The sequence below is a fragment of the Hyphomicrobium sp. CS1GBMeth3 genome, assembly GCF_900117455.1.
Taxonomy (GTDB): domain Bacteria; phylum Pseudomonadota; class Alphaproteobacteria; order Rhizobiales; family Hyphomicrobiaceae; genus Hyphomicrobium_C.
The window spans coordinates 1,372,184-1,385,478 of the sequence record NZ_FPHO01000002.1 but is presented as its reverse complement, the minus strand read 5'-3'; the positions used below and the strand labels follow the sequence as shown (position 1 = coordinate 1,385,478).

The following is a 13,295-nucleotide window of genomic DNA, read 5'->3' as shown; positions in this document are numbered from 1 at the left end:
GCGCCCTCTTCGAGACCCAAATTCCTGTGCGTCGGCGCGCGTGGCGGGCGGTGAAACGTGGCCCAGAACCCGTCCGTAGCAGAGCGCGCGAATGACGCGAAAAGCCGCGGGAACAATACGGACATTTACGAACTCTCGCCCGTGACCGGAATATGATCGTCACGGTAACGATTATTGTCCTATGAAGCCCCCGTCCCCACAATCGCCGCAAAGGACGTATCCGGGAGAAAACGGCAGCTTATCGAATAAGCCAAAGGAATTAGCTCGCCACATTCGAGCGGCTTATGAGGAGCGAGAGCCAGCATCCGTTGCGTCGAGCCCCTTAAGGGCCTGCCGCAGTTTGCGGTGAAATTGCGCAATATACGGAGGCTACAGCGCCCTCAGCATCTCGGGGAGAAGATCCGCCTGGATGGGCGGCAGTGGCCGTTCAAGGGCGCGAAGATTCTGCCGGATGCGGGCCGGGCGGGTCGTTGAGAAGAGCACGACACCCGCGAGATTTTGCTGCAACGCATAGCGTAGGAACAAGCGGGCCACATCGGCACCGTCGGTCGGATCGATCTCGAAGGCGGCGCGCCAGCGATCGCCGGCCTCCTGATTGTGGCGCAACGCTTCCACCGTCTCGCGGAAACGCGGCCCCAATACCGAATGCGTCACCACCAGGCGATCGCCGCCCGGCGCGAGGCGCGAGACGTTGTCGTCCCACGGGCTGCTGGCGACCTGCAGGATCGTGCCGAAAGCGATGCCCCGCTGCGCGATCGCGAGCGCATCCGCGGTCCGCGGTGCGACGCCGTAAGCGCGGATCTTCCCTTCCCGCACAAGGTCCTCGGCAAACGCCCGGATCTCCGGATCGGCGGCGTCTTCGGGAGTACATTCGTGCAGCAGCAACGCGTCGAGATGGTCGGTCCGAAGCTCCCGTAGACTTGTCTCGACGCTCATGCGCAGGCACGGAACGTCGAACACGCCGAACTCCGGCTCGGCCACCTTTGGTTCGGGCAAGATGGCACGGAGAGGCGGCACCTTGCGCGAGACGTGCAGCGCCTTGTTGACGAGGCGCCGCGAAAGCGCGCGCGACGTCGGCAGGATGCCGGCCTTGCTGACCAGGATGACCTGATCGCGCCGGTGGGAGAACGCTTCGCCCAGCAACCCTTCGGCCAACCCTTCGGCGTAGAGCCGGGCGGTATCGAAATAGACGATGCCGTTGTCGAACGCCGTTTCGAGCAGCCGCACGGCAGTCTTCCGGTCGCCCGCCGATAAGAGAAGGCCGGACCCGAAACCCAATCGTCCCGACGGTTTGGAGAGCACGGTCGTCAGCGGGGCGACCTCGGAGGAGGGGGGCAGGCTCATCGGATTGATCTCGTTGAAGGGGCCACCAGTCCGGTTAAGGCCATCCGACATTCGGCAATTGCTGGCCGCGAAAGGCTGCTATGATCACTTTCATAAGTCCAGCCATATTGCCCAGCTTTTTATGAGAATGAGCGGCGGAACAGAAACAGGATGAAAGCCGCAAATCGCAGAATGCCCATCGGGGGGCGCCATCACATATTCGAAAGCAATGCCGACCGCTGATCTCGCCGGCGCCCTGAACGCAGGCGACACCGAAGCGAGCAATCGCACATTCGACGCCATCGTCGTCGGCGCAGGCGCCGCCGGTGGGCTGGCCGCGAACCTGCTCTGTGAGGCGGGGCTGGACGTCCTGTTGCTCGATGCCGGCTATCTGCCGCCCGTATGGCGCCGGCCGTTTCGGCGCATCACCAACACGCTCATCCGCTCCGTCGCCGATCCGCGCCTGATCAAGGTTGTCCCTCCGCGCGCCATCAACGCCGGCCGCAAGGCGCTGCGACTGGCCGGACGCGTGCGCCAGCCGATCCAGACACAGTGCTTCGCCTGGGAGCAGCTCCCGGACGCCTTCGTCGATGATCGCGATTTCCCCTACGAGACGCCGGCCGGTCAGCCTTTCAACTGGATCCGGGCCCACGGTCTCGGCGGCCGCATGATCATTCCTGGTCACGGCAGGCAATATTACCGCCTCGGCCGGATTGATTTCACGCCGGGCGATGGCCTCAGCCCGCCGTGGCCGTTTGCGGAAGGAGAGCTCGACCCGTGGTATGCGGTCGTCGAGCAGCGCCTCGGGCTTGCCGGCGCACGCGATGGGATCGCGCAGCCGCCCGACAGCGAGATCGCGCGCCCGCTCTCGCTGACGTCCGATGAGAAGGCGTTGACGGACGCGATCAAGGCCCGCTGGCCCCATGCAACGCCCATTCTGAGCCGCTACGCGCCACCGCTCGATTCCGTCGGCGCCGCCGCTGCAACCGGCCGCCTCTGGTGCCGCACGGGCGCCCTCGCACAAGCCGTGACGAAGGACGCGGCGGGGCGTGCAAACGGCGTCGCGTGGCATGACATCAAATCCGGAAGCCACGAGATTGCACGTGCGCCGCTCGTGTTTCTCTGCGCGTCCACGCTCGAGTCGACCCGCATTCTCCTGCAATCGCAAGATCCGGTGGCAGACCCCGGCGTGCTCGGCCACTACCTGATGGATCACATGATGATCAAGGCGGAAGGCGTCGGCCCCAAGCTCGAGGACACAGCCGAGATCGAGCCGGGACGTTGCCTCTACCTGCCGCGCTTTGATTTGCGCGACGGCAAGGTGTCGGGCGACCGCGGCTTCGGCGTCCAGCTCTACCGCTCGGATGCGGGCGACAAATGCTGGTTCACGGCGGTCGCCTTTTGCGAGACCACGCCGCGCGTCGAGAACCGGGTCACGCTCGATGCCAGCCGTCGCGATGCGTATGGAAACCCTGCGCTGCGCATCGATTTTCGCTACAGCAGCGCCGAAAACGATGTCGCAAAGGAGATGGCTGCAGCGCTCACGGAGCTGGCGGGCCTAGCCGGTGCCAAGCTGCACGGGTTGGAGAGTAAACCGGCGATACCGGGAACCTCGGTGCATGAATGCGGCACAGCGCGAATGGGCACCGATCCCACAAGCTCTGTTCTGGACAGCCACAATGCCTGCTGGGACGTGCCCGGTCTTTATATCACCGACGGTGCCTCGTTCCCCTCGCAAGGCGCTCAGAACCCGACGCTGACGATCATGGCATTGACGGCCCGCGCCTGTCATCACGCGGTGCGCTGACGCTACCGGACCAGAGCCGGCGACATGCTCACGGGCACGCGCAGATCAGCCCGCCGAACCTGTCGGGGCCGTACCCCGAAATCTCTTGCGGGGCCACGCACGAAATGGCGTCGCGCGGCGTGTAGCGAACATCCAGGCCCGCTGCGCGCATGACGTGGATCCGTGACTGCACCATATCGGGATAGACACAATAGGTCTGCCCCGTGCGCGCCAAGTCCGAGATCTGGGCCGAAGCGGCGGCGCTGCGTTTGGCGGCGAGCCAGGTCGCGCTCCCCGAGACGATCGCGGCATCGAGGAGCATGACGCCAGCCAGAGCCAATCCGAGAAACTGCACCGAGCGCACACGAACAGCGAGCGCGGCTGCAACGATGCAGAGAGGCACGAACCACAGCTGCGGCACGTACCGCGCCCACCAGTTCTGCGGCATCAGCGGCACGGAGACCAGGAAGCCCGCCGCGATCAACAGCAGCCACACGGCGGCTGTCGTCTTGCGCCCAACTTTCCAGAGCAGGAGGCCCGCACACAGCAGGGCGAGCACCACGACGCCCGAGAAAAGCGGCCCGAACCCTGCGATCCGGACATCGACACCTCCGGCAGCCCGAAGCTCCGGCACACTCAGAAAGAATGGCAGCTTCAGCTGCGCGAGCGTCTCGTAGCCCGCATGCGTCTCGGCGAACAGCGAGTAGAGAAAGCGAGACGGCGCCGAAAGGCTGTCCAGCACCTCGGGCGTATTGCCGAACATGATGTCGACCGGCTGCCCGCCCATGACCGGATAGAAGACGTGTCCGTAATGGAGGACGTTTTGGACATACGGCGACCAGCCGAGGAGCACGACGGCAACCAGTGCGGTAACGAGCAGGGCGGCCGCAACGCCAACCGCCGCTTTGAGGCTGCGGGCGGCGAAGGCACCAAAGCAGATGAAAAGGCAGAGGACAGCGAAGATCGGGATCGACGAGAATTTGAGATTGAGCCCGATCACCATCGCGGCGAGCCCGGCGGCCAACGCAGCCGGATCGCGATAATGGATCCACGTCGCCATCGACGCGACGAGCATCAGCATGCAAAGCCCGAGCAGGCCGTCGTTCATGCTGGTGAAGAGCTGCGAGGTGACGATTGGACTAAGAACCGCGATGCCCGCTAGGAGACCCGCGACCGCCCACGCGTATCCGAAGCGGAAAAGCGTCGCGGCGACCAGCGCGAAGCCGGCAAAGAACACGAGGAAGTTGACAGCCTTGACCGCCGCTAGGGGCAGGCCGGCAGAGAGCAGGGTCGCCGAGACGACCCACGTCCCACGCGGATAGTGAACCGCCCACAACGTCACCGGATCGCCGATGACCGGCGGCGCGCCGTCCCGGTAGGGGTTCCAACCCTCGACAAGGGCGTGGATCGCCTGGAAATGATAATGCTGACCGTCGATCGACGTGTCGTAGACGAGGCCCGAGAGCAGCAGCGCAAGCGCGCCGAGCGCGAGGGACAAGAGCGGAGCAAAACGCCAGCCATCGGAAACGAACAGTCGCGAAACCGAGAGCGCCGCGCCAGCAGAGGCGACAACAATGACCCAGGCCGCTGGTTGCGAGATCGTCCCGCCCACCACAAGCCATACTGTGGCGAGGGCGAAAACGAGCACCGGAAACAGAAGGAGCGGCGCCCCGATCTGCCATAGCACATGGTAGGAACGGGCTCTGCTGTCCGTCTCGTCGTAGCAAAACGCGCCTTCGGCGAGCGGCGTTGCCACGGCTGCAAAACGCTGCGAAGCGGCCCGTAAGGAGGATGCCGACGGACTAGGCATGGCGGCGCGCAGCGCTCAACTCGCCGTCACCCAGGAACCGGGCAACGCCGGGAAACTCCAGAGGCTGGCCTCGCGAAGCTGTCGCACTCACAGCGGCGCCCCCGTCCAAGCCAGAACGAAAGCGATCGCCATCACGCCGCCGAGAACAAGGCTAGCCCTGTCTTTAAGCGCGAAGGCCACCGGATCGTCGTGCAACTGGCCCCGCTGGCCGATGAGCCAGACCCGCCCGATCCACAGGAACAGGATGGTTGGGAAGAGCCAAAGCCAGTGGGGGTTGCCATAGAACTGATGGCTGAAGGCATCGAAGATCAAATAGAGCACCATGATGAGCACCGATGCGGTGCCCGTCGCGATGCCGAGCCCAAGCACAAGCGGCGCATCGACGACGAAATAGCCGCGGCCCGAAACGGCAGCCTCCCCCTTGGCCTCGGTCCGCTGGATCTCGGTATATCGCTTGGCGGTGGAGAGGGATGTGAACAGTGCCATGGAGAACACCAGAAGCCACGGCGAAGCGTAAACCTGCGTCGCTGCGATACCGATCGCGAGCCGCAGCGTGAAGAGCGCAGCGAGAACCACGACGTCAAGGATCGGTAGCCGCTTGATATGGATCGAGTAGGCAAGGGTGAGCACGAGATAGGCTGCGAGCCCCGTGAGGACGCCTGGCGCCAGGGCGGCACCGATCGCGAGCCCCGCGGCAATCGTGATGGCGGAGGCTACGAGCGCCGTGCCGATCGAGAGATCGCCCGCAGCGATCGGCCGGAACCGCTTCGACCAATGGCGGCGGTCGTGCGTGATGTCGAGAATATCGTTGATCAGATAGGTGCCCACTGCGACCAGCCCGAGAGCCAGAAACGCCAATGCGCAGTTGAGCACCGTCCCGGGGTCGGAGATCGTGCCGCTCAGCACGGCCGGCACGAAGATCAGCGTGTTCTTGGCCCATTGATGCAGCCGCGATGCCTTGATCAAGGCCCGTACTGTCGAGCCGCCCTCGATGATCGTCGTGGGCTTTCCGAACGCTTCGAGCCGCCGCCGCGTGGCGGGCTTAGGTGCGACGGCGATCACCTCGCGCGCATTGCGCCAGACGTGAAGGTCGGCCGCGCTGTCGCCGATATAGTCATAGCCGTCGGGGAAGCGCTCGCCGACGGCGGCCGCCTTGTGGCGCCCTTTCAGGTTCTGCACGCCATCGCTGGAAAGAACGCCGTCGAAAAACGGAAAGCGCGCAACGAACTTCTTGGCGAGCAACTCGTCGCTCGCTGTCACCAGGTAGACCGGCCTGCCTTGCCGCTTGGCCTCGGCAGCGAGCGCCACGACCTTGTCGTTGATCGGTACAAGCTCGGGATCCAGCTCGATCGCCTCGGCGAGCTTCCGCTTGAGTTGCGCGCGCCCTTCCCAGGTCCACGCGATGAGGTGTGCGATACGCAGCGGATTGGCCGCGACATAGGCCAGCGCCATTTCGATCAGCAGATCGGTACGAACGAGCGTATGGTCGAGATCGACCAGCAGCGGAACAGGAGCGCTTTCGCCGGCACGCGCTTCCGCTTGCTGAGCAACTGCTTCTATGGGAGCAGGCGCTGCGCTCTCCGCACGATCCGGAGAAGCCGCGGTATCAACGATGGGTCGCACGCTCATAAAAACTAAGCCGATAAAATCAGTTGGAATTGAAAGGTTACTAAAACCAGAATCAATAGGCCACAGCGAAGGATAGCAATTCGGAAACTACCTTAGACTTAACACGTGCGGAAATTTCGAAGAAGCCCAATTGCGTGACCAGACTACGGAGGTGCCGGTGCGGATGTTCGTGCCGGACGTGCTCCCGTGCACTGTGCGGGCGCCGGGCGGCACCGGTTATCCTTGAAGCGAATTGTTTAACTGCCGGTCGGTAGTTTCGGCTATCTGTGGGCGATACTGAGGGGCTGCTTGGGCCAGAACGCGCCAATGACGGGTATTCGACGAAGCTTCGCGCTGGCTTCGGCAGATCGCTATTTCGCAGTCATCCTGAACTTCGTAACGCTGCTGGTCACCGCGCGCTTGCTGACGCCTGCGGAGTTCGGTGTGGCGGTCATCGGCCTCGCGGTGCTGGGCCTGGCGGAGACCCTCCACGATTTCGGCGGTAGCGCATACATTGTTCAGGTCAAGGACTTGACGCCCGCCAGACTGCACGCCGTGTTCACCGTCACCTTTTTTCTGACCGTGTCAGTCGCCGCGCTGCTCTTCTTCATGGCCGGGCCTTTGGCCGAGTTCTACGACACGCCGGGGCTCAAGGCGTTCATGCAGGTGGCGTCCGCATGCTTCCTGCTCGGTCCGTTCGTGTCGCCCGTCCACGCCCTCATGCGCCGCAATTTCGAGTTCGGCAAGATGGCGGTCCTGAGCGCGGCGTCGATCGTCGTGAACACGGGCGTGACGATCACGTTGGCGCTTCTCGGCTACAGCTACATGAGCTTCGCGTGGGGGAGCTTGATGGGCGGCATCGTCTATCTGGCTCTCTGCTGGTGGTGGGGCCCGCAGGAGCGCGTCTACCGCCTGACGTTTGCCGAATGGCGCGACGTCTCGGCCTACGGCATCTACGACAGCCTGAAGAAGCTGCTCTATTACGCCTGGGAGGCCGTGCCCCTGCTGGCATTCGGCAAGACGCTCGGCGCCGATGGCCTTGGCCTCTACCAGCGCGCGTTCTCGGTCAGCCGGTTGCCGGAGAAGACCATGCTGGCGGGCCTTGCCCCCGTCTTGTTGCCGGCATTCTCTCAACATGCCCGAGAAGGCCGGGACCTCAAGATCGGATTTCTGCGCAGCATCGAACACACCACGGTGTTCTTCTGGCCTGCGCTTGTCTTCATCATCATTCTGGCGGGGCCGATCGTCGATGTGCTGCTCGGCCATCAATGGGTCGCGGTGGTGCCGATCGTGCAGATCATCTCCGCTGCGTTCCTCTTGCAGCTCCCGACCAGTATCGTGAACTCGGTGCAGATCGCAGTCGGCGCCGTGCGCGATAGCTTTGTCTTGGCGCTCGTGACGATCCCGGCCTCGATTGCAGTCCAGGTCTTTGCGTCCCTGTACGGTTTGGAGATGGCCGCCGCGAGCCTTCTGATCACCGGTCCGTTCTGTCTCTTGATCTCGCTCGTCATGGTTCGCGCGCGCGTGCCGTTCGCCTGGGAGGAGTTGTGGGCCTCGCTCTGGCGCAGCGGCGTCGTGACCCTGTTCAGCGCCCTTGGCCCGGCGGCCGTCGCGATCGCCTGCGGTGGAACGCATCAGGTCACCATCGCAGCCGGCGCGATCGGCCTTCTCACCGCTCCGGTGGGCTGGCTCGTTGGCCTGTACGTGGCGCGCCATCCGATGCTGGAGGAGGTGCGCCGTGCGTTCGACTATGTGCTCGCGCGGCTGTCCGCAAAGGTTCCGGAAAGGACACCGAGCGAAGACATCAAGCGATGATGTAAATTTCGGCTCATGGCCGGGCAACCCCTGGCAGCGAGCTGAGAGCTGGTGACCGTAGCCATGCCTCTCTGGACCGCAACGCGAGCTACGAGCCCAAATAAAAAAGCCGCCCAGCTTGCTGGGCGGCTTTTTTGAACCGTTAGGCGAGATCAGTGCGGAACCGCGTCCGTGCTGATCTTCTCGACCGAAGCCTGGTGCGGAGGCTTGGGCGGCTCGATCGTGGTGGCCGGGGTCGCCTCGTGCTTCGGGAAGGCGGTGATGCCGGTCCGCGGCAGGGCCATGTTGACCTTGATCGTATCGCCGGGGCGAAGCTGCGTCGCCTCGTTGCCGTCGATCTCGACCACGCCGTCCTTGACCTGCCGGACGATGGTGTAGCTGATCTGCGGCTTGGCCAGCGGATCGATGGTGTCACCAGTCGCGGCGAGGCGAAGCGGCGATGCCGCGGCCTGAGACTGGGTCTCGACCAGCAGCTGCTCGTTGACGTTCGCCTCCTGCAGAACCTGCTCGAGACGGGCCTCGGTGGTTTGCAACTCGGTCGTCAGATCATTGGCGCGCTTGTTGTCGAATTCGATCTTCGACAGAACGATGCGGCTGATCTCCTGCTGAACGCGGGTACGCTCGCTCTCGATGCGCAGGCGCTCACCCTCGAGCTGGGCAAGGTTGCGCTGCAGGCCGAGCAGGCGCGGCTGCGTCGACAGGCCTTTGTCGGTCAGCTTCTTGATCCCGCCGAGCTCGGCGGCCATCAGGTCGATCTGCTTCTGATGTGACTCGAGGCGCTTGTTGAGGGTCTCCACTTCCTGCTCGAGGAAGTTCTGCAGTTGGTTGAGCGCCGTCACCTGCGTTTCGTAGGCCTTGTTGCGCAGCTCGAAAACGCTCTGCTCCTTGGCCATCAGCGAAGCCGTGAACTCCACCTTGTACGGCCTGCGCGTCGTGCGCAGATCCGCCGGGAAGGCGATGCGGTCGGCAAACGCCAGCTCGGCCTCGATGCGCGCCTTGCGGGTGAGAAGACGATCGCGCTCCTGGGTCAGGCGATCGTACTCGCCGGAAACCGTGAGGAACTCGCGCTCGAGCCGCAGCCCGTTGAGGCCGGCGTTCTTATAGAGGCCGCCGCTGAGGCTCACGCCCTGCAGCAACGTCATGCCGGGAGAGTACGGATATTCACCCGCCTTCTCGACGTGACCTGTCACGAAGATGGGACGGAACTCGGTCACCTCGACAGTCGTGTCTGGAGAAGCGCCGAGGTTGAGCCGTTTGGCGAGCCGGCGCGAGATCAGGGTTGCGAGTTCGCTCGTGGTGTAGCCGGCGGCCGAGACCTGACCGATCAGCGGCAGGAACAGAGCGCCCACCGGATCGATCGAATAGACCTGGTTCAAGGCTGTCCAGGTGAACACCTCGTCGCGCGCCGGGCGCCACTCGAACACCTGGACGCGAACCTTGTCGCCGATCCCAAGACGATACACATCGCCCGGCTGACCGGCATTGTCCTGATTTGCGACATGGGCAGGACCGGACTCTGCCCTCACCGTGGGCATGGGCTGGAAGGCCAGACATGCTCCGATCGCCGCCCAGAGGGCGACCTTGCTGGCCCGGGGCAAAACGAGGCCAAAACGCGAGCCAATATTGAGCCCCCCGGCAGCGAGCCGGAGATCATGCGCACGTCCCGCGTCGCCAACGACGGACGGACGGCGGTTAAGATGCTGATCAGCGTGTGCCATGGTTAAAGGACTTTCCGTTTTGGTCCAATGATGCTTCAGATGCGAGACGTACATCTGCGGATGCCAGTTTCGTACCAATGCGTAGGGCCGCGTCCTGCGGCTTGCGAGCAGTTTCGAGGAACGTGCTGAATGGCACTCTATCGGGCGCCAAGCCCTGTTCCGTACTGACTTCCGCGGGCCGTCCCCCAACCGGCGAAGCGAATAAAAATTGGTTCCGAGCCAAGAAGATAGCACACGCGCGCGCCACCCCCACCTCCCTATAAGGGCACACTTGATCATACCCGTCCGGATGCTGGGTGACGGCCCCTAGATCAAAAGGAGTAGAAAGAGATACGCCTTGCGGCCGGCGTCACGGCGTCGGGCCGGCGTTCGCTGTGCCAAAACGGGCGCGCAAATCCCGTAGCCTGTGGACCAGTTTCTGCCGGCGGTGCGCAAACTCCCGTACGAGAAAACCGGTCGCCCAGCTCATATGCATCACGACGGCGGCAGGGGCCGCGAGCAGAATGGAGGCATCCCGCGCTTGGACGGCGAGAGCAGTTGCCCATGCGAGGCACGTCACGAGGTAGAACGCGAGAGGCAGAAGCGCTGTAATCCCGACCAGCGGCCAGAGCACAAGTCCTCCGACGCAGGCGACGAGCACCAGCACCGGCAGCAGCTGACGCAGCTTCGGCGTCTTTCCATGTTTTAGGATCGTATTCGCGCGCCCCCAGCCGTGGCGGAAATATTGGGTCGCGAGCGTGCGAAAGTTCGAGCGCGGATAGTATTCGATGGTGAGCGAACCATCGAGATAGATGCGCCCGCCAGCCTCGATTAGGCGTGTGTCGAACTCCGCGTCCTCATTGTAAGGCGCAGTCTCGTCGTAGCCGCCGAGCGCGCGAAAAATCTCGAGGTCGAACGCGGCGTGATGTCCGTGATCGACGTAGCCGGAGCGTCCGGCAACACGGTGCTGAGATCCGCCGTTTCCAAGACGACTGTTCTGCGCGGCAGCGATCGCTTTCTGCGTCGGATGGTGACCGACGGCTTGCATGGCAACGACGACGGACGAGCTGCCCGTGCGGCTCAGCGTATCGACGCACCGCGCGGCGAACTCCTCGGGATATTTGGCGTGGCAGTCGGCACGTATCAGAATGGCGGTCCTTGCATCGCACGCTTCCGACGCGACGTTCACGGCCGCCGATTGAATGCGCCGCTCATTGTGCAGGAGTTTGATGCGCTCATTCCGGGAGGCAATGTCCCGCACGATCTCTCGCGTCCGGTCGCTGCTGCCGCCGTCCAACACCAGAAGCTCGTAATCGAGGGTATCCGACTGCGGCACGACCGACGAGATGGCCTCGGCGATGTAGCGCTCTTCGTTGAGCGCCGGCATGACGATGCTGACAAACGGGCGTGGCGGCGTCGGCACCAAAGGCTCCTGCAACTAGACGATACGGACAAGACCCTGGGCACCGACCCTTCGGACTGCCATGGACGATCTCACTCTGCGAAGGATCGCGAAATGCCGACCCCCAGGGCATTATTGTGATTGGCGGCCAATAAATCGGCTGCTTTAAAACTGCTTTGCCGGCAATCCATAAGCCACAATCGGACTCCCGGCGTTTTAGCGAATAACGAGACAGGCGGCGAAGAACATTATGCATCGATGATAAACAGGATCAGTGGGCATGTCGCGGAGCATGGACATGGTGGTCCGGCTCGCGGCTCCTGCCCGGGCAGGAAAGGCTGGCCCGGCTTTCAAGCCGCACGCGCAGGGGCTAGCATAGCTGCTGAGGTCGGTATAAGAAGCGACGAAGCAAGTTCAAGCGGCTGATTTCGCACACAAATCACTCCGACACGCGGACCGGGAACGCCTTTTTCTTTCGCCCAGGGCGGCGAGGGGCGTGAGGCGTGCTCGCCGCCGCGGCCGTTCGTTCGAGATAAGGAAAAGCAGGTAAAAGCTTCCGCATGGTCGCGCGCGCCAAAAGCCCGGTTGCCTCCGCCTTGGGCGTTGCCCTGCGCGACATGGCACTGGGCGCATCGAAGGTTCTGAGGATTGGCTTCCTGGCACCACTGACCGGGCCGCTGAAGGCATGGTCGGCCCCGGGGCTCGACGGCTGCCAGATCTGGGTCGACCGGGTGAATGCCGCCGGCGGCGTCAAGATCGGTAGCCGCAGGTATCTCGTGGAACTCGTGGCCTACGACACCATGTATCAGCCGGAGCGCGCCTTCCAGGGCGCCAAGAAGCTGATCCTGGAGGATGGGGTGAAGCTCATCCTGATGAACGGCGGCAACGACCTCACATCGGAAGTGCGCCGTCTCATCAGCCAGCACCGCATGCTCGTCGCGATCCTGCTGCCGAGCGATCTCTCGCCGGATACGCCGACCATCGTTGCGCCGAGCGAGGTGCATCCGATTTACAACGTCACGGGGGTTGATTGGCTGAAGCGCAACAAGCCGCACCTCAAGACCGCGGCGATGTGCGCACAAAGCGATCTATTCGGGTTGCCCTCGATCGCGACCTATCGCGCAGCGTTCGAAGCCGCCGGCATCGAGCTGGTTGCCGAGCGCGTCTTCGACCCGGCGACGACCGACTTCGGCCCCATCGTCGACGAGCTGATGGCGGCCAACCCCGATATCCTGTGCTGGGATACGGCCTACGAGCCGTTCGTGCACGCGCTGACCATCGAGGCGCATAACAAGGGCTTCAAGGGACAGCTTCTCTCCTGCACTTGCGACAACTACGCGGAGCTGATCCGCCGCACGAGCCCGGAGTTCATGGAAGGGTTCGTCTTCCAATTCCCGGATTTCGACGACCCCCGTCTCAACGACGCGCGGGTGAACTTCGAGGATCCGAACGCCTTTTACGACGAGTTCTGCCGACGCTTCCCAGGTACGTGGAGTGCGGTGTCGTGGGAATATGCGTCGACGCTGGAGCTCTGGAAGTCAGCCGTGCAGCGCGCGCGCACGTTCGAGCCGCTGTCGGTGCTGGCGCTCATGAAAGTTGGCGGCATCGGACAGCACGCATTCGGTGAGGCGGTCTGGTGGGGCCGCGACCTGTTCGGCATCGACAACGCGCTGATTGGCGACTGGCCGGTCGTGACTATCGAAGCCGGTCGCGCGCGGATCCAGGAGTTCTGCTCGATCATGGATTGGTGGGGCGCGCACAAGGACGTGCTGATCAAGCACATGCGCGAGATGGACCTGATGTGGGATCAGCGCGAGCACATCGCGGCCTGGTCGTGAGGCCTTTCTCTGATGA

At 63.6% G+C, this 13,295-nt stretch carries 8 protein-coding genes; 3 read left to right on the top strand and 5 right to left on the bottom strand.

Features of this window, described 5'->3' with window-relative positions; genetic code table 11:
* Positions 1 to 369: 369 nt before the first annotated feature.
* Positions 370 to 1,395: an aldo/keto reductase gene (locus CS1GBM3_RS06740; protein ID WP_072393069.1), complete on the bottom strand. Its 1,026-nt coding sequence runs from the start codon at positions 1,393 to 1,395 to the stop codon at positions 370 to 372.
* Positions 1,396 to 1,552: 157 nt separating this feature from the next.
* Here CS1GBM3_RS06740 and CS1GBM3_RS06735 point away from each other — a divergent pair, with 157 nt between their 5' ends.
* Entirely contained in the window at positions 1,553 to 3,130 is a 1,578-nt protein-coding gene (locus CS1GBM3_RS06735; RefSeq protein ID WP_083567174.1) for a GMC oxidoreductase, read from the top strand.
* Between the two features lie 28 nt (positions 3,131 to 3,158).
* On the opposite strand, the gene CS1GBM3_RS06730 is transcribed toward CS1GBM3_RS06735, so the two are convergent.
* Both CS1GBM3_RS06730 and CS1GBM3_RS06725 read right to left on the bottom strand, forming a co-directional pair.
* The gene (locus CS1GBM3_RS06730) at positions 3,159 to 4,865 is read right to left on the bottom strand and encodes a hypothetical protein (protein WP_072393066.1); all 1,707 of its coding nucleotides are present in this window, start codon (positions 4,863 to 4,865) and stop codon (positions 3,159 to 3,161) included.
* A 141-nt stretch (positions 4,866 to 5,006) separates the two neighbouring features.
* Positions 5,007 to 6,548 carry a UbiA family prenyltransferase gene (locus CS1GBM3_RS06725; protein ID WP_083567172.1) on the bottom strand — a complete coding sequence of 514 codons (1,542 nt, stop codon included), beginning with the start codon at positions 6,546 to 6,548 and terminating at the stop codon, positions 5,007 to 5,009.
* A 306-nt stretch (positions 6,549 to 6,854) separates the two neighbouring features.
* On the opposite strand from CS1GBM3_RS06725, the gene CS1GBM3_RS06720 reads away from it, so the two are divergent.
* Positions 6,855 to 8,342 carry a lipopolysaccharide biosynthesis protein gene (locus CS1GBM3_RS06720; RefSeq protein ID WP_072393064.1) on the top strand — a complete coding sequence of 496 codons (1,488 nt, stop codon included), beginning with the start codon at positions 6,855 to 6,857 and terminating at the stop codon, positions 8,340 to 8,342.
* A 152-nt stretch (positions 8,343 to 8,494) separates the two neighbouring features.
* On the opposite strand, the gene CS1GBM3_RS06715 is transcribed toward CS1GBM3_RS06720, so the two are convergent.
* Positions 8,495 to 10,060, bottom strand: a complete 1,566-nt coding sequence (locus CS1GBM3_RS06715; protein ID WP_171946436.1) for a polysaccharide biosynthesis/export family protein — start codon at positions 10,058 to 10,060, stop codon at positions 8,495 to 8,497.
* A 349-nt stretch (positions 10,061 to 10,409) separates the two neighbouring features.
* A complete protein-coding gene (locus tag CS1GBM3_RS06710) occupies positions 10,410 to 11,462 on the bottom strand; it encodes a glycosyltransferase family 2 protein (protein ID WP_244534564.1) in 1,053 nt (350 codons plus the stop codon).
* 539 nt (positions 11,463 to 12,001) lie between these two features.
* On the opposite strand from CS1GBM3_RS06710, the gene CS1GBM3_RS06705 reads away from it, so the two are divergent.
* On the top strand, positions 12,002 to 13,279 hold the full coding sequence (locus tag CS1GBM3_RS06705) for an ABC transporter substrate-binding protein (protein WP_072393055.1): 1,278 nt from the start codon (positions 12,002 to 12,004) through the stop codon (positions 13,277 to 13,279).
* The last annotated feature ends 16 nt before the right edge of the window (positions 13,280 to 13,295 follow it).